A 16,390-nucleotide genomic window follows, 5' to 3' on the forward strand; every position below is an offset into this window, starting at 1 on the left:
GCATTTTCATGTCAGCAGGATTCTAGATGCGCGTGCTGGTGGTCCAGAACTACGACAATACCGGTCTCGGCCAGGTCGGTGCCGCTCTGGCCGAAGCGGGCGCCGATCTCGACCTGCGGCGCCCATACCAGGGCGATCCGTTGCCGCAGGATGCAGGCGAGCATGATGCGATGGTCGTGCTGGGCGGCGGGCAGAATGCGCTGGCGGACGAGGAATATCCCTATTTCCCGGCGCTGCTTGAGCTGACACGCGATTTCGCCGAGAAGGACCGCTCGGTGCTCGGCATATGCCTCGGCGGACAGCTCCTTGCCCGCGCGTTTGGTGGCGACAACCATATCGGCGGCGCCACCGAGTTCGGCTGGCACAAGGTCTCGCTGACGCCCGCCGCGAAGTTGGATCCGGTGCTGGCGGCGCTGCCCGAACAATTCCCGATCTTCGAATGGCACGACGACACCTTTGCGCTGCCTGAGAATGCCGTGCGGCTTGCTGGCAGCGCGGTCGCCGAAAACCAGGCCTTCCGCCTCGGCCGCGCCGTCTATGGCTTCCAGTTCCATTTCGAGGCGGACACGCCGATGGTGCGTGACTGGAGCACCTCGTTCGCGGCAACGATCGCCGAGCGCCATCCCGACTGGAACGACCGGCTCGACAATGAGCTGGCCGGCAATGGCCCCGAAGCCGATGCCGCCGGGCTGGCGATTGCCCGCGCCTGGGTGGCTACCATCTGAGCATCCGATCCCTCATCGGCCGAAGCGTGGCATAATTGGCACGCCTCAGCGCCTGCGCCTGGGGATAACGCTCTTCCTGCTTGGTTTGTGTCCGGCCGCTCCCCTAAGAGGGCGCGCTTTGTATCGCCGGTGCAACCGCCATGAACCTTTCGTGTGATCCAGCCGACACACCGGCGATACAGAATCTGCTTAGAAGCGCGAAATCGTCGAAACATTGAGACGCATTTTATCGTTTCAACGCATTGGTAACCGCCTCGTGCCCAGATGCAGAAAGCTTAACCAGAGATGACGTCCGTGAAAGCAGCTCTCCTGTCTTTTGTCATGCTGTCTGCCATTGTGCTCTGCGGCCTGGGCATTTATGCCGCCGACGCAGCGACCAACCACCGGGCCGTCGACGGCTACGGCGTCACCGCCTCGCTCGACTAAGCTCAATCAAGAATCGGAAGCACGCCCGCGCCGGGACTGCGCTTAAGGCGTGTTGAGATTCAGGTCAGGCCGAAATGGTGAGTTCCGAGAACCGGAGCGGAGCGTACTAAAAGTACGTGAGCACCGGAAGCGCAGGAACTCGCCATTTGCAGGCCGGCCTCACCTGAATATCAGCACGCCTTAGAGCGCTTTGCCTTGCACGTCGATGATCTGCTTGTCGCCGCCGTTGACGGCGAGCGCGCTCAGCATCCCCGATTTCCAGGCGAGCGTGTCGACATTGACGCGGTTGGCCTTCACCTCGGCTTCCGGGACTGGCGTGTGCCCGTGCACGATCACCTTTGAAAAAAGCTCCTGGTGATCGTGGAAGGCATCGCGGATCCAGATCAGGTCCTGCTGGTTCTGATGGTCGAGCGACACGCCCGGCCTTATCCCGGCATGGCAGAAGAAGAAGTCGCCGAAACTGACCGAAAACGTCAGCGATTGCAGGAAATCGACATGGCTGCGCGGCACCGCTTTCACCAGCGCGGCGTGTCCTCTCGCGATGGCCTCCGCCTTGCCGAACCAATGCATGTCCCGCGTGAAATCCACGCCATAGGACTGCGCCGTCTGGATGCCGCCATAATTCATGAACAGGCCGTCCGGCTCGGCACTGGCGAGAAAATCGAGCATGCCGATATCGTGGTTGCCGGCGAGCATGATGTGGCGCGGATCGCGCTTTCGCGCCTCGATCAGGAAGTCGATGACGCTTTTCGAATCCGGCCCACGGTCCACATAGTCGCCGAGATGGATGATGCGCCAGTCGGACGCGGGCGCATATTCCAGTTGGCTTGCGATACGCTGGTGCATGGCGACGAGAAGGTCGTGGCGTCCATGCACATCGCCAATGGCGTAGAGCCGCATGCCGTCAGGCCCGCGCGCGTCGAGATAGTGGATGCCGGTTTCGGTCAAGGTGGACATGTTCCCAGGGGACAGTGGGGCCAAGCCTAGTGCCGATCGATGAACAACGCCCTAGCGACGCAACCGATCTCTGCGACCTTGGCGCTGCTGCCTCCTAGCGCCGGAGCTGCTCCTTGCCCATGTCGGTGACGAGGCGCTTGCCGCACAGCGCCATGGTGACGTCAATTTCCTTGCGGATGATCTCGAGCGCCTTGGTGACGCCCTCCCTGCCCATCGCGCCGAGGCCGTAAAGGAACGGCCTGCCGATATAGGTGCCCTTGGCGCCGAGGCAGAGCGCCTTGAGCACATCCTGGCCGGAGCGGATGCCGCCGTCCATATGCACTTCGATCCTGTCGCCGACCGCATCGGCGATTTCTTCCAGCACCGAGATCGAGGAGGGTGCGCCGTCGAGTTGGCGTCCGCCATGGTTGGAGACCACGATCGCGTCCGCCCCGGTCTCGGCCGCCATCAGCGCGTCCTCCTTGTCGAGGACGCCCTTCAGGATCAGCTTGCCGCCCCAGCGTTCCTTGATCCAGGCGACGTCTTTCCAGGACAGCTGCGGATCGAACTGCTCATTCGTCCAGGACGAGAGTGAGGAGACGTCGCCGACCCCCTTGGCGTGGCCGACAATGTTGCGGAAGGTTCGGCGCGGGGTGCCGGCGATGCCCAGGCACCAGCGCGGCTTCAGCGCCAGGTCGATGATGTTGGCAAGCGTCATTTTGGGCGGCGCCGAAAGCCCGTTGCGCACGTCCTTGTGGCGCTGTCCCAGGATCTGCAGATCGAGCGTCAGCACCAGCGCCGAGCATTTCGCCGCCTTGGCGCGATCGATGAGGTTGAGCACGAAGTCCTTGTCGCGCAGCACATAGAGCTGGAACCAGAACGGTTTTTTGGTAACCGAGGCGACATCCTCGATCGAACAGATGCTCATGGTGGACAGCGTGAACGGCACCCCGAACGCTTCCGCCGCCTGGGCCGCCAGCATCTCGCCGTCGGCATGCTGCATGCCGGTCAGCCCGGTTGGCGCGAGCGCCACCGGCATCGCCACTTTCTGGCCGATCATGGTCGATTCCAGCGAGCGATTGCTCATGTCGACCAGCACGCGCTGGCGGAATTTGATCTTGCCGAAGTCCTCTTCGTTGGCGCGGTAGGTGCTCTCCGTCCAGGCGCCGGAATCGGCATAGTCGAAGAACATCTTCGGCACCCTCCGGCGCGCCAGGTCCTTGAGGTCGGCGATGGTGAGGATTTCGCTCATGGTGGTCCCCGCTAAATCTGTGCTTAGGAGCGTTTGCGTGTGGGTTCGATATCGCCGGCATCCGAGCGTTGCCTGAGGCGCAACCTCGACACCCGCTGCCAGTCGCCGCTGCGCTCTGCTTCCGCCATCGAGCGCTCGACATAGGTGATGTGGTCCATCGCCGCCTTGCGCGCCGCGATCGGATCGCCGGCCTTGATCGCGGCATGGATCGCCCGGTGCTGCTCGAGCAGCGCCTCGCGCGCGCCGGGCACGCTGAACACCAGAAGCCGGTTCTGGAACACGCCTTCCGACAGCAGCCGGTAGCAGGAGCGCAGCGTGTGCAGCAGGATGATGTTGTGCGCGCATTCGCACACCGCATGGTGGAACTCGACGTCGATCTCCGCCTCGTCGTCGAAGTCGCCGGTCCGGTGCGCCTCCTCCATGCGCGCCATGATGCGGTCGAGCAGCTTAAGGTCCTCCGGCGTCGCCCGCCGCGCCGCATATTCGGCCGCCACAGCCTCGATCTCGCGCCGGTACTCCAGATAGTCGGTCACTGCCTTGCGGTGCGTGGAGATGAGGTCCGTCACCGGTTTGGTGAAGAGCTGGCCGATGACGTCGGCAACATGCGTGCCGCCGCCGGGTCGCGTCGTCAGCAGTCCGCGTCCCTCCAGCGCCTTCAGCGCATCGCGCAGGATCGGCCGCGACACGTCGAACTGGCGCGCCAGCTCGCGTTCGCCGGGCAGCCGGTCGCCGGTGCGCAGCACGCCTTCGAGGATCAGGCTCTCGATCTGCTGCACCACCTCGTCCGCGGTGCGCGAATGCTCGATCCTGGAGAAAATGTCGCTCAACGGAGATGCCTGGAGATGGAACGGATGTCGCCCAGATTAAAGCGTCTGTCGCCAACTGGTCAAATTATTTATCCAATTTGCCCAATGCGGTCAGATAGCTTGCCGCGCGCTGCGATCGCCGGATGCTGATATTTGCTGTTTACGCGTCTCGCCGATTGCCGCAAGACGACCGGGTTGCACGAAGGGTCGAAAACAGGGGGACCAGCCGTGTCCGACGAGATGTCCAGTCTCGAATTCCAGCCGCGCGCCCAGGGCAGCGTCATGGGTTTTCCGGCGCATGAGGGGCGGCCCGGCGCGATTGGCGAGGTCCATGCCCGTCCACACCCGCTGATCGAAAAGCCGCGCGTGCTCATCCAGCTTTCCTTCATGACCGAGGCCGGCGCCGCGGTCGACCATGCCGTACTCTCGGAGCTTTCGAGGCGTCTGGGCATCGCCGCGCCGGAGCGCAACGCGCGCCACCACGCCATGAAATGGGGCAAGGGCTCGCTGCGCTGGGAGCGGCATACGGAATTCTCGACTTATCTGTGGGAGGGGCCGCTGGTCGAGAATGGCCGAGGGCAGGAAGATTCGCCCTTCGGCAACGGCTTCTCGCCCCCGGGCACGGTGATTTCCGGCATCCGCCTCGAAATCCGCAAATGGACGCAGGCGAGCGAAAGGCTGATCGCCGGCTTCGATCCGACCAGCCTGTGCTATTCGCTGGTCGAGCGCGGCGCCGCCGCCATCATCACCGATTTCCGGCAGGACGGCGACGGCCTGACCCGCATGCTGGTGCTCGACCGCGGCCTGACGCCGGCCAGCACCGGCGCACTGTCGCAGCGGCTGATCGACATCGAGAATTATCGGACGCTGGCCATGCTCGGCCTGCCCCTGGCGCTGACATTGTCCGGCCGCGCCCGCCGCATCGAGGATCGGCTGGCGCAGACCACACGGGAAATGAAGGCGGTCGAGACCCGCGACAGCCAGACGCTGCTCGCCGACCTCACCGAGCTCGCCGCCGAGCTCGAGGCCGACGCCGCATCCAGCCTCTACCGCTTCGGCGCCAGCCGCGCCTATGACGGCATCGTCACCGAAAGGCTGGAGGCGCTGGATGAAGAGCCGGTGCAGGGTTTTGACACCTGGGCGGGCTTCCTGCTGCGGCGCATGGCGCCGGCCATGCGCACCTGCCGCTCGGTCGAGGAGCGCCAGGCCAACCTGTCGCGAAAGCTTACCCGCGCGACTACGCTTCTGCGCACCTGGGTCGATGTCGATGTCGAAAAGCAGAACCGCGACCTGCTGGCGTCGATGAACAACCGGGCCCGGCTGCAACTGCGCCTGCAGCAGACGGTCGAAGGCCTGTCCGTGGCCGCCGTGTCGTACTACGTCGTCGGCCTCATCGGCTATGTCGCCAAGGGCGCCTCGGTCTTCGGCCATGCCTTCGCGCCCGAGGTCGTCACCGCGGCTTCCGTGCCGGTCGCCATCCTGCTCGTCTGGTGGGGCGTGCGCCGGGTGCGCAAAATGCATTCCGAGCCGGCGAAGCATCCGGGCGAGTAATCTCCCCCCTTGATGCGAGCAAGCAGCGGCAGATTGCCGCTGCGGAAGCTGGGCACTCCGCTCGCCGGCCGATGCTACCAAAGCAGCGTTTGCAACAAAACGATCGGGCTGGTAAAAGATTTTGACCAGTCAAGCGAGTGACCGATGTCCGGCCTAGCCATGCCCAAGCCAGATGCCGAGACGATGCGCCGGCGCGCTGAGATCGTCGCCGACATGCGCATCATCGTGCCGGGCGAGGGCGTCGTCGATACGGCCAATGAAATGCGCGCCTTTGAAAGCGACGGCCTTACCGCCTACCGGCAATTGCCGCTGGTGGTGGTGCTGCCCGAGACTGTCGCGCAGGTCTCGCGCGTGCTTAAATACTGCAACGAGCGCAACATCCGCGTCGTGCCGCGCGGTTCCGGCACCTCGCTCTCGGGCGGCGCGCTGCCGCTGGAAGATGCGGTGCTGCTCGTGATGAGCCGCTTCAACCGCATCCTGGCGATCGATTACCCGAACCGCATCGTCGTCGCGCAGCCGGGCGTCACCAATCTCGGCATCACCACCGCCGTCGACCAGGAGGGCTTTTACTACGCCCCCGATCCATCCTCCCAGATCGCCTGCTCGATCGGCGGAAACGTCGCGGAGAATTCCGGCGGCGTGCATTGCCTGAAATACGGGCTTACCGCCAATAATGTGCTGGGCATCGAGATGGTGCTGATGAATGGCGAGGTGGTTAGGCTTGGCGGCAGTCACCTCGATCAGGAAGGCTACGACCTGCTCGGCGTCATGACCGGCTCCGAAGGCCTGCTCGGCGTCGTCACCGAGGTCACGGTGCGGATCCTGAAGAAGCCGGAGACGGCGCGCGCGCTGCTGATCGGCTTCCCGACCAGCGAACAGGGCGGCCAATGCGTCGCCGACATCATCGGCGCCGGCATCATTCCAGGCGGCATGGAGATGATGGACCGCCCTGCGATCCACGCGGCGGAGGATTTCGTCCAGGTGGGCTATCCGCTCGACGTCGAGGCGCTGCTGATCGTCGAGCTCGACGGTCCGAGCGTAGAGGTTGACCATCTGATCGGCCTCATCGAAGGGATTGCGTACAGGAACGGCTCGACCACCTGCCGCATCTCGCAGTCCGAGCAGGAGCGGCTGAGCTTCTGGGCCGGGCGCAAGGCGGCTTTCCCTGCCGTCGGCCGCATCTCGCCGGACTATTACTGCATGGACGGCACCATTCCGCGCAAGGAATTGCCGAGGGTGCTGGCCGGCATGCGCGAACTCTCCGAGAAATACGGACTTGGCGTTGCCAATGTCTTCCACGCCGGCGACGGCAATCTGCACCCGCTGATCCTCTACGACGCCAATGTGCCGGGCGAGCTCGACAAGGCCGAAAGCTTCGGCGCCGACATTTTGCGGCTTTGCGTCGAGGTTGGCGGCGTGCTGACCGGCGAGCACGGCGTCGGCGTCGAGAAGCGCGACCTGATGCCGGAAATGTTCAATCAGATCGATCTCGATCAGCAGATGCGCGTCAAATGCGCCTTCGATCCCAACCATCTGCTCAACCCCGGCAAGGTGTTTCCGCAACTGCGCCGCTGCGCGGAGTTGGGAAGGATGCACGTGCATCGCGGGCAGCTGGCGTTTCCGGATATTCCGAGGTTTTGATGGGGGCTTTTCGAAACTCCGGTTCCTCGCCCCCGCAAAGCGGGGGAGAGGTGGCTCGGGCGAAGCCCGAGACGGAGAGGGGGACGCCCTCTCAGCCAAGCCGCCGTTCGCCAGAAAAGATCGCCCGTGCGCGCGAGCTTCGCCAGGGGGATAACCAGGCGGAAGCGACCCTCTGGAACGAGCTGAAGGCGAAGAGGCTGGGCGCCTACAAATTCGTTCGCCAGATGCCCATCGGTCCGTATTTCGCGGATTTTGCCTGCAGGAGCCAAAAGCTGATCGTGGAGCTGGACGGGAGTCAGCACGCGGAGAGTTCATACGACAGGCGACGCGACGAATTCATGCGAGCCGAAGGCTTCTCGGTTCTGCGCTACTGGAACTTTGACGTTCTGAAGAACAAGCGAAGTGTTTGCGAGACGATCCTTGCAGCACTGGAAGGGCGGCTTGCCGAAGATGTGGCCGCTTCGGACCTCACATTCGTTTTCGCAGCCAGGAAGACGGGAGACAGCGCTCTATGACGGCCCCCTCTCCGTCTCGGGCTTCGCCCGAGCCACCTCTCCCCCGCTTTGCGGGGGCGAGGAACCCAAGCTTTTCAAGGTCGCGACGTCGGCGGTTGGCGTTTCCTCGCCCCCATGAAATGGGGGAGAGGTGTCCGCGTAGCGGACGGAGAGGGGGCAGCGCTGCCGTATGCGATTGCCCTGGCCTTGCGCGGGCGAGGAACCAGGCAAAGCTATGACCACCTTCACCCCATCCTCTTCCGCCGAAGTCCTCACCACCATCCAATGGGCGGCAGCCGAAGAAACACCCCTCGAGCTCCTCGGCCACGGGTCCAAGCGCGGCATCGGCCGTCCGCTGCAGACCGAGCATACGCTCGACCTCTCCAAGCTCACGGGCGTCACCCTCTACGAACCCGCCGAGCTGGTGCTCTCGGCCAAGGCCGGGACGCCGCTCGCCGAGATCGAAAAACTGCTTGCGGAAAACGGCCAGCAATTTGCCTTCGAGCCGATGGACTACGCTCCACTGCTCGGTAGCCAGCCAGGCAGGGGAACCATCGGCGGTGTGCTGGCCGCAAACCTCTCCGGCCCGCGCCGCCTCAAGGCAGGCGCCGCGCGCGACCATATTCTTGGCGTCGCCGCCGTCTCCGGCCGCGGCGAGGCCTTCAAGTCGGGCGGGCGCGTCGTCAAGAACGTCACCGGCTACGATCTGTCCAAGCTGATGGCCAACAGCTGGGGCACGCTGGCCGTGCTCACCGATGTCACGTTCAAGGTGCTGCCAGCCGCCGAAACGGAAGTGACTTTGGCCATCCGCGGTCTGCTCGACGAGGCCGCCGTCGCCGCCATGGCGCTGGCGCTGGGCTCCAGCGCCGAAGTGTCGAGCGCGGCGCATCTGCCGGAGCGCATCGCCGCCCGTGTCGCCGGTGGCAAGCACGGCAGCGATGCCGCAACGTTGCTGCGCGTCGAGGGGTTTGGTCCGTCGGTCGTCTATCGCATTGAGGCGCTCCGAAAGCTGCTCGGCAAGGCCGGGCCGCTGGAACAGATCGCCGGCGAGGCGTCGAAGACGATCTGGCGCGACATCCGCGATTGCCGGCCCTTCGCCGATGGCGGCACGCGGCCGGTCTGGCGCGTCTCGATGGCGCCGTCCGCGGCGCACCATATGGTGATGGCGCTGCGCATGCAGGCGGCAGTCGACGCATTCTACGACTGGCAGGGTGGCCTGGTGTGGCTCTCCATGCGCGAGGACGATCCGGAGGCGGAGCTTCTGCGCAACTTGATCCGCAAGCATGGCGGCGGCCATGCGACGCTGGTGCGCGCCGCCGCCCCGCATCGCGCCGCTTTGCCTGTGTTCGAACCTCAGCCGCCGCATCTGGCGGCACTGTCCGCCAGACTCAAAGCCGAGTTCGATCCGAAGAATATCCTCAACCTCGGCCGCATGGCGCCAGGCGCAAGCTCTGCTACTCTCCCCCGATCAACCGAGGGAGCATTATGAGCAATACCGATCCAGGACCGAACAGCGCACCGCGCCAGACCGATCGCTGGCTGGAGCCGGGCCAGACCAACGCGCTTGTCATCTACATCCTCTACCTCGCCAGCCTCGTCATCGGCATCACCGGCATTGTCGGCATCGTGCTTGCCTACATCAACCGCGGCAAGGCCGGCGGCTTTGTCGAAAGCCACTATACGTTCCTGATCAGGACGTTCTGGATCGGCCTTCTCTACGCGCTGATCTCGGTGGTCCTGATGATGCTTGTGATCGGCTTCGTACTGATGTTGGCCGTCGCCGTCTGGTTTATCGCCCGCTGCATTCTGGGCATCCAGGCGCTGCAGCGCGGCGAGCCCGTCAAGAACCCGCAAAGCTGGCTTCTGGGACAGTAAGGATTTTTGCGTGCAGACCAATTTCTCCCTTGCCCAGCTCGCCGATCCGCATGTCGCGGAATCGGAGAAGATCCTGCGCAAATGCGTGCATTGCGGTTTCTGCACCGCCACTTGTCCGACCTATGTGACGCTTGGCAACGAGCTGGATTCGCCGCGCGGCCGCATCTACCTCATCAAGGACATGCTGGAGAAGGGCCGGCCGGCGGATAAGGAGATCGTCACCCATATCGACCGCTGCCTGTCCTGCCTTGCCTGCATGACGACATGTCCGTCGGGCGTGAACTACATGCATCTGGTCGACCACGCCCGCGCCCACATCCAGGAGACCTACAAGCGGCCGCTGCTCGACCGGCTGACCCGGGCCATGCTGGCCTTCGTGCTGCCTTATCCCAGCCGCTTCCGCGCCGCGCTGAAACTGGCCGGGCTCGGCCGGCCTTTCATCGGCCTGTTCGAAAAACTGCCGGCCTTGAAGCCGGTCGCCGCCATGCTGAAGCTCGCGCCGTCCGCGATCCCGCCGGCATCGCCCATGGCGAAGCCAGGTGCGCATGCCGGGCAGGGGAGCAAGAAACGCGGCCGCGTCACCATCCTCACCGGTTGCGCGCAATCCGTGCTCGATCCCGCCATCAACGACACCACCATCTCGCTGCTGACCAGGCTGGGCGTCGAGGTCGTGGTGTCGGAAGGCGAGGGCTGCTGCGGCGCGCTCGTCCATCACATGGGCCAGGAGGATCAGGCCCTTGCCTCGGCCAAACGGAATGTTGACGCCTGGACCCGCGCCATCGAGCAAGGCGGTCTCAACGCCATCATCATCACCGCATCGGGCTGCGGCACGACGATCAAGGATTACGGCTTCATGCTGCGCCTCGATCCGGCCTATGCGGACAAGGCCGCGCGCGTCTCGGCGCTGACCAAGGACGTCACGGAATATCTCGCCACGCTCGACCTGCCCGCGCCGGTGCGCAAGCCGGGCACGATCGTCGCCTACCATTCCGCATGCTCGATGCAGCATGGCCAGAAGATCACGCGCCAGCCGAAGGAGCTTCTGGCCATGGCGGGCTTCGTCGTGCGCGAGCCGCGCGAGGGCCATCTGTGTTGCGGCTCGGCCGGCACCTACAACATCCTGCAGCCCGAGATTTCGACCAAGCTGCGCGACCGCAAGGTGAAAAACATCGAGGCGACGGGTGCCGAAATCGTCGCCACCGGCAATATCGGCTGCATCACCCAGATCGCGTCCGCCGCCAGGCTGCCGGTGGTGCACACGATCAAGCTGCTCGACTGGGCCTATGGCGGCCACAGGCCGGAAGGCGTTCCCGAGCGAGGGCTTGCGGCGGCAGAGTGATCCTCGTCGTCGGCGCCCCCTCATCCGGCCGCTTCGCGGCCACCTTCTCCCCGAGGGGAGAAGAGGCTGGGGCCGACGCCGACAATCTCCTCTCCCCACCGGGGAGAGGTCAGCCGAGCGAAGCGGAGGCTGGGTGAGGGGGAGTGCCGCCTATTCCGCCGCGAGCTGATCCGCCACGCCGTAGGTCGCACGGTAGAGCGCGCGCTGGCGGTTCAGCGCCACCATGGTGTTGCGCAACAGGATCGCGACCGTGAGCGGGCCGACGCCGCCCGGCACCGGCGTGATCCAGGACGCCACTTCCTTGACGCTGTCGGTATCGACGTCGCCGACGATACGGCTTTCGCCGTCCGGGCCGATTTCGGAATTGATGCCGATGTCGATGACGCAAGCCCCTGGCTTCACCATGTCGGCCTTGATCAGCCTGGGCTTGCCGACCGCGACGAACAGCGCGTCGGCGCGCCGTGCATGCGCCGCCACCGAGCGCGTCATGTGGTGGCACACCGTCACCGTCGCGCCTTCGCTCATCAGCAGGAAAGCGATCGGTTTGCCGACGATCTCGGAATGGCCGACGACGACCACTTCGAGCCCCTTGAGCTCGAGGCCGGTCTCCTTCAGCAATTCGACCGAGGCAGCCGCCGTGCAGGGCGCCAGATCGAGCTGGTTGTAGACGATGTTGCCGATCGAGGCCGGATGCATGCCTTCGACATCCTTCAGCGGATGCACCGCCGCCTGCAGCGTCTTGATCGGGATATGCGCCGGCACCGGCCGCTGGATGATGATGCCGGTGACGCGCGGGTCGGCGTTGAGGCCGTGGATCGCGGCTTCAAGTTCGCCGGCGGTGATGTCGGCGGCGAAGCGACGCTCCTCGAAGCTGATGCCGGCAAGAGCGGCTTTGGCGCGCTGGTTGCGCACATAGACGTCGACCGCTTCGGTATCGCCGACGGTGATCGAAACCAGCTTCGGCGGAAAGCCCTCGGCGGCAGCAATCGCCGCGTCCTCGCGCACCGAAGCGATGATGCGCTGGGCGACCGGGCCACCTTTCAGATAGCGGCTGTCGTCGGTCCGGGTCATGGCTGGCACCTCTGCCTTCTGAAGCAATTCAAGGAAAAGCGCGTAAGCGGCGTTGCGTCCGGAATTGCTTGACTATCAGGATTTGTGCACTGCAATAGCAGAGGAGAGCCGGGAAATCAGCCCCGAAAGCGAAACCGCCTGCTTTCGGGGCGACTTGCCGCGCCATGCGTCAAAGAAAACGCAAAAACGAAAAGGGCAGCGCAGTTGCCCACGCTGCCCTTTCGTGACCGGCCGTATCCCCACACGGCCCGTCCCCCGTAAACTCTGTCACTGGTTTAAGCACATCCCGCGGGATCGCACTATGACTTGGCGGCAACAGCATCGGACAAAAAGTGCTGCGCCGTCTAACCGGCCGATTCGCTGCGGCTATATCACCTCGACGGTGGTTCCGACATTCACGCGCTCGTAAAGGTCGACGACGTCCTCATTGCGCATGCGGATGCAGCCGGAAGACACCGCGCCGCCGATCGTCCAGGGCTGGTTGGTGCCATGGATGCGGTATTCGGTGGTGCCGATATAGAGCGCGCGGGCGCCCAGCGGGTTCTCGATGCCGCCGGCAAGATAGGTCGGCAAATAGCGGCCCTTGGCCGCCTCGCGCTTGATCATCACGGCTGGCGGGCGCCAGTCCGGCCACACTTTCTTGTCGGTGATCTTGTGCGTGCCCGACCATTCGAAGCCCGGCTTGCCGGTGCCAACGCCATAGCGCCGCGCCTTGCCGTTCTTCTCGACCAGATAGAGGAAATTCTGGTGCGTATCGATGACGATGGTGCCCGGCTTCGCCGGCCCGTCATAGGCGACTTCCTGCGGCAGATAGATCGGGTTGATCTGCGGCCGCATCACCATGCGCTTGGCCGGCTGCTGCACGGCCGCCGTGCGCTGCCGGTCCGGCTGCGCCTGGAAAAGACGCTGCAGCGGCTGCTGCGTCGCCTGCCGGGTCGGCCGCACGATGCCCGGCGCACGGCCAAGCTGCAGCACCCAGGGCGCCGAAAGGTCGGGGCTCACCGTCACCGGCGGCATATCGGCATAGCGGTCATTGGCAAGGGAGGTGGTGGCGCCGGCGGCAAGGATCGCCGCGGCACCAAGCAGGGAACAGAACGCTGTCTTCATCGGAACGCACCTTGATCGTCGAACTCGTGCCGAGAGCGGGAGGGCGCCCTTCGGCTGCGCGATCCTTGGCGCGGAGCAGCAAGCAAAACATGAATCGGAATGCGTAAAATGCCGCTTTGTCAGTAAACCTTTTGGTGTGGTTACCGGCCGGTTCAGGAATCTGGTAAAGCCGCGGTAAAAGCTGCACTGAAGCGCATTAACGAATGGATCTGCTGACGATGGCAACGGAAAATACCGGCATTCTCGACGGTCCCGACGGCAAGGCGCGCTGCTTCTGGCACGGCAATTTGCCGGACTATCTCCACTATCACGACCATGAATGGGGCCGCCCGGTAACGGATGATCGCCGGCTGTTCGAAAAGATCTGCCTCGAAGGATTCCAGTCGGGCCTGTCGTGGCTCACCATCCTGCGCAAGCGCGAGAATTTCCGCGAGGCCTTCGCCGGTTTCGACTTCGACAAGGTGGCGGGGTTCACCGATAAGGATGTCGAGCGCCTGCTCGGCAATGCCGGTATCATCCGCCATCGCGGCAAGATCGTCTCGACCATCAACAACGCCAAACGCGCCCGCGAGATGGTCGACGAGTTCGGCTCCCTAGCCGCCTGGTTCTGGAAGTTCGAACCGGGCCCGGACGAGCGTCCGGAAATCGTCGACCTCGCGCATCTGCGCGCCAATCCGACGACGGCGGTGTCGGTCAGGATATCGAAGGAGTTGAAGAAGCGCGGCTGGAGCTTCGTCGGCCCCACGACGGTCTACGCCTTCATGCAGGCCATGGGCCTCGTCAACGACCATCTCGAAGGCTGCTACTGCCGCGCCGAGGTCGAGAAAGAGCGCAAGAAGCTGAAGCGGCCGAAATAGGGCGCTTTTTCCTTCTCCCCGTTCAACGGGGAGAAGGTGCCCGAAGGGCGGATGAGGGGCAGCGCCCGACCTTCGAGATTTCCCAATAGACCTCAGCTCAAACGCTGCTGGCGCCAGCCAAAAACAACCCAGCCAGGATCGCTGCCACCGCAGCGAAAGCCGGGTAGATCACCAAAAGCCCGGTCACCAGTGCGTCGCGCGCGCTTGGCTTAGTCGCCGCAACCTCGAACGGCCCGGCCGGCTGCTGCGCCGGCTTGAGCGCCGGAACCCCGGCAGGCCTCAGCCTTGCGGTCTCGTTCTCGATGATGTCTTCAGCCGTCGTCATGGCCCCGAACCCCTTGTTTCGGCGCGCTTTATGGTCGTCGATTGTGTCGGCAGCATGCCGCGCTGGTGGCGGAATTGTTTCGTTTTGGTGTGGTTTTGTTTCGAGAGGTGGGCTGGAACCTCAAAATACTCGAAACCAAGACCGACGCTATCTTCGCTCGCTCGGCGCTGCCCCTCATCGCCCTGCCGTACACTTCTCCCCGTATAGTGACGGGGAGAAGGACGCTGCCGCCGCGGTTTTCGCCAATCACCCGCGCCGGAGCTGTCGCGCCGGCGCCGAAGCTCCTCCTTCTCCCCGTCACTATACGGGGAGAAGGTGCCCGAAGGGCGGATGAGGGGCGGCGCGGCGTCTGCAAACTATCGAACTGTTTCCCGCAGGACTGCAAACGCTTGCCGCACCACTTGGCATGGGCTAGGACACGCCCGCCCCAGATAAGTCAGTGTTTACTTAACGAAAAGACCGATCCCATGGCCGACAAATCCGAAAAGACGAAAGCGCGTTTGCCGCGCGGTTTTGCCGACCGCAGTGCCGAAGACATCCGCGCCGTCGAGAAGATGATGGCGACCATCCGCTCGGTCTATGAGCTTTACGGCTTCGAGCCGGTCGATCAGCCGATGATCGAATACACCGATGCGCTGGGCAAATTCCTGCCCGACCAGGACCGGCCGAATGAGGGCGTCTTCTCCTTCCAGGACGACGACCAATGGCTGTCGCTGCGCTACGACCTGACCGCGCCGACCGCGCGTTTCGTCGCCGAGAATTTCGACAAACTGCCAAAGCCTTATCGCAGCTATCGCTCCGGCTGGGTGTTTCGCAACGAGAAGCCGGGTCCCGGCCGATTCCGGCAGTTCATGCAGTTCGACGCCGACACGATCGGCACGCCCGGCGTCGCCGCCGACGCCGAGATGGCGATGATGATGGCCGACGTCATGGAAGCGCTCGGCATCAAGCGCGGCGACTATGTCATCCGCGTCAACAACCGCAAGGTGTTGGACGGCGTGCTGGAGGCGATCGGCCTGGGCGGTGAGGACAATGCCGGCCGCCGGCTGACGGTGCTGCGGGCGATCGACAAGCTCGACAAGCTCGGGCCGGAAGGCGTCAGACTTTTGCTTGGTCCTGGACGCTGGGATGGCGGTAAGGAAGGCGAGGGCGACTTCGCCAAGGGCGCCGGGTTGAATGACACACAGGCCGAAGCGGTTCTGCTCGCAACGGCAAGAAACGGACAGGCCGGCCAGGATGCCGGGGTCAGCGCCAATGCTGTGTACCAAGAAGGCGTGGGCGAACTGGCGACGATCGAGGCCCTGGTCAGGGCAGCAGGCTACGGCGAAGACCGCGTCCTGATGGATCGCTCCGTCGTGCGCGGCCTCGAATACTACACCGGCCCCGTCTTCGAGGCCGAGCTGCTGGCCGAGATCCCCAACGATGAAGGCCAGATCGTGCGCTTCGGTTCGGTCGGCGGCGGCGGCCGCTATGACGGACTGGTTTCGCGCTTCCGCGGCGAGCCGGTGCCGGCCACCGGCTTCTCCATCGGCGTCTCGCGGCTGATGACGGCGCTGAAGAACCTCGGCAAGCTCGATACCTCCGACGTCATTGCCCCGGTCGTCGTGCTGGTCATGGACAAGGACACCGAAAGCCTCGGCCGCTACCAGAAGATGGTCGCCGACCTGCGCGCCGCCGGCATCCGCTCGGAAATGTATCTCGGCGGCGCCGGCATGAAGGCGCAGCTCAAATACGCCGACCGCCGCGGCAGCCCCGTCGCCATCATCCAGGGCGGCGACGAGCGCGCCAAGGGCGAGGTGCAGATCAAGGACCTGATCGAAGGCGCGCGCCTGTCGGCCGAGATCACCGACAACGCCGAATGGCGCGCCGCGCGGCCGGCGCAGGTGACGGTGGCGGAGAGCGAGCTGGTGGCTGAGGTGAAGAAGATTCTGGCGGCGCAGGCGGCCGACCGCACAAAGGGTGGCGCTTGAGCCCCCCTCTCTGGC

16 protein-coding genes are annotated in these 16,390 nt (G+C 64.5%); 10 read left to right on the forward strand and 6 right to left on the reverse strand.

What is annotated here, in order from left to right:
• Positions 1-26: 26 nt before the first annotated feature.
• Complete coding sequence (locus CK230_RS25090) at positions 27-725, forward strand: type 1 glutamine amidotransferase (protein WP_095819831.1); 699 nt, start codon at positions 27-29, stop codon at positions 723-725.
• Between the two features lie 294 nt (positions 726-1,019).
• Positions 1,020-1,151, forward strand: coding sequence for a hypothetical protein (locus CK230_RS34035; RefSeq protein WP_263498119.1), 132 nt, complete (start codon positions 1,020-1,022; stop codon positions 1,149-1,151).
• Positions 1,152-1,331: 180 nt separating this feature from the next.
• Here the strand turns inward: CK230_RS34035 and CK230_RS25100 are convergent, their stop codons facing one another.
• From CK230_RS25100 to CK230_RS25110, 3 genes are all read right to left on the reverse strand, one after another.
• Positions 1,332-2,099, reverse strand: a complete 768-nt coding sequence (locus tag CK230_RS25100; RefSeq protein ID WP_095819932.1) for a metallophosphoesterase — start codon at positions 2,097-2,099, stop codon at positions 1,332-1,334.
• 103 nt (positions 2,100-2,202) lie between these two features.
• Entirely contained in the window at positions 2,203-3,339 is a 1,137-nt protein-coding gene (locus tag CK230_RS25105) for an alpha-hydroxy acid oxidase (protein WP_095819833.1), read from the reverse strand.
• Between the two features lie 23 nt (positions 3,340-3,362).
• The gene (locus tag CK230_RS25110; protein WP_095819834.1) at positions 3,363-4,166 is read right to left on the reverse strand and encodes an FCD domain-containing protein; all 804 of its coding nucleotides are present in this window, start codon (positions 4,164-4,166) and stop codon (positions 3,363-3,365) included.
• Positions 4,167-4,373: 207 nt separating this feature from the next.
• Between CK230_RS25110 and CK230_RS25115 the strand changes: the two genes are divergently transcribed.
• The 6 genes from CK230_RS25115 to glcF all read left to right on the forward strand — a co-directional run bounded on the left by CK230_RS25115 (position 4,374) and on the right by glcF (position 11,045).
• On the forward strand, positions 4,374-5,696 hold the full coding sequence (locus CK230_RS25115) for a DUF3422 family protein (protein ID WP_095819835.1): 1,323 nt from the start codon (positions 4,374-4,376) through the stop codon (positions 5,694-5,696).
• Positions 5,697-5,840: 144 nt separating this feature from the next.
• A complete protein-coding gene (locus tag CK230_RS25120; protein WP_095819836.1) occupies positions 5,841-7,337 on the forward strand; it encodes an FAD-linked oxidase C-terminal domain-containing protein in 1,497 nt (498 codons plus the stop codon).
• Between the two features lie 50 nt (positions 7,338-7,387).
• Positions 7,388-7,852: a DUF559 domain-containing protein gene (locus tag CK230_RS25125; RefSeq protein ID WP_245430059.1), complete on the forward strand. Its 465-nt coding sequence runs from the start codon at positions 7,388-7,390 to the stop codon at positions 7,850-7,852.
• A 214-nt stretch (positions 7,853-8,066) separates the two neighbouring features.
• Positions 8,067-9,320: a glycolate oxidase subunit GlcE gene (gene glcE, locus CK230_RS25130; RefSeq protein ID WP_095819838.1), complete on the forward strand. Its 1,254-nt coding sequence runs from the start codon at positions 8,067-8,069 to the stop codon at positions 9,318-9,320.
• On the forward strand, positions 9,317-9,706 hold the full coding sequence (locus CK230_RS25135; RefSeq protein WP_095819839.1) for a DUF4870 domain-containing protein: 390 nt from the start codon (positions 9,317-9,319) through the stop codon (positions 9,704-9,706). The genes glcE and CK230_RS25135 overlap by 4 nt, the downstream gene beginning before the upstream one ends.
• Positions 9,707-9,716: 10 nt before the next feature.
• Entirely contained in the window at positions 9,717-11,045 is a 1,329-nt protein-coding gene (gene glcF / locus CK230_RS25140) for a glycolate oxidase subunit GlcF (RefSeq protein WP_095819840.1), read from the forward strand.
• A gap of 150 nt (positions 11,046-11,195) precedes the next feature.
• Here the strand turns inward: glcF and CK230_RS25145 are convergent, their stop codons facing one another.
• Together CK230_RS25145 and CK230_RS25150 are read right to left on the reverse strand one after the other, a co-directional pair.
• On the reverse strand, positions 11,196-12,116 hold the full coding sequence (locus CK230_RS25145) for a bifunctional 5,10-methylenetetrahydrofolate dehydrogenase/5,10-methenyltetrahydrofolate cyclohydrolase (protein WP_095819841.1): 921 nt from the start codon (positions 12,114-12,116) through the stop codon (positions 11,196-11,198).
• A 366-nt stretch (positions 12,117-12,482) separates the two neighbouring features.
• Positions 12,483-13,223, reverse strand: coding sequence for a L,D-transpeptidase (locus CK230_RS25150; RefSeq protein ID WP_095819842.1), 741 nt, complete (start codon positions 13,221-13,223; stop codon positions 12,483-12,485).
• A 218-nt stretch (positions 13,224-13,441) separates the two neighbouring features.
• Between CK230_RS25150 and CK230_RS25155 the strand changes: the two genes are divergently transcribed.
• Positions 13,442-14,080, forward strand: a complete 639-nt coding sequence (locus CK230_RS25155) for a DNA-3-methyladenine glycosylase I (protein ID WP_095819933.1) — start codon at positions 13,442-13,444, stop codon at positions 14,078-14,080.
• Positions 14,081-14,177: 97 nt separating this feature from the next.
• Here the strand turns inward: CK230_RS25155 and CK230_RS25160 are convergent, their stop codons facing one another.
• Positions 14,178-14,405, reverse strand: a complete 228-nt coding sequence (locus CK230_RS25160; RefSeq protein ID WP_095819843.1) for a hypothetical protein — start codon at positions 14,403-14,405, stop codon at positions 14,178-14,180.
• A 467-nt stretch (positions 14,406-14,872) separates the two neighbouring features.
• On the opposite strand from CK230_RS25160, the gene hisS reads away from it, so the two are divergent.
• Entirely contained in the window at positions 14,873-16,375 is a 1,503-nt protein-coding gene (hisS, locus tag CK230_RS25165) for a histidine--tRNA ligase (RefSeq protein ID WP_095819844.1), read from the forward strand.
• Positions 16,376-16,390: the final 15 nt, after the last annotated feature.

The sequence above is a fragment of the Mesorhizobium sp. WSM3859 genome, assembly GCF_002295065.1.
Classification (GTDB): domain Bacteria; phylum Pseudomonadota; class Alphaproteobacteria; order Rhizobiales; family Rhizobiaceae; genus Mesorhizobium.

Bases quoted from the DNA above. Each gene is read 5' to 3' on its own strand.
- CK230_RS25135 (WP_095819839.1), top strand. From the start codon at position 9,317: ATGAGCAATACCGATCCAGGACCGAACAGCGCACCGCGCCAGACCGAT.
- CK230_RS25145 (WP_095819841.1), bottom strand. From the start codon at position 12,116: ATGACCCGGACCGACGACAGCCGCTATCTGAAAGGTGGCCCGGTCGCC.
- CK230_RS25160 (WP_095819843.1), bottom strand. From the start codon at position 14,405: ATGACGACGGCTGAAGACATCATCGAGAACGAGACCGCAAGGCTGAGG.
- hisS (WP_095819844.1), top strand. From the start codon at position 14,873: ATGGCCGACAAATCCGAAAAGACGAAAGCGCGTTTGCCGCGCGGTTTT.
- glcE (WP_095819838.1), top strand. From the start codon at position 8,067: ATGACCACCTTCACCCCATCCTCTTCCGCCGAAGTCCTCACCACCATC.
- CK230_RS25090 (WP_095819831.1), top strand. From the start codon at position 27: ATGCGCGTGCTGGTGGTCCAGAACTACGACAATACCGGTCTCGGCCAG.
- CK230_RS25120 (WP_095819836.1), top strand. From the start codon at position 5,841: ATGTCCGGCCTAGCCATGCCCAAGCCAGATGCCGAGACGATGCGCCGG.
- CK230_RS25105 (WP_095819833.1), bottom strand. From the start codon at position 3,339: ATGAGCGAAATCCTCACCATCGCCGACCTCAAGGACCTGGCGCGCCGG.
- CK230_RS25150 (WP_095819842.1), bottom strand. From the start codon at position 13,223: ATGAAGACAGCGTTCTGTTCCCTGCTTGGTGCCGCGGCGATCCTTGCC.
- CK230_RS25155 (WP_095819933.1), top strand. From the start codon at position 13,442: ATGGCAACGGAAAATACCGGCATTCTCGACGGTCCCGACGGCAAGGCG.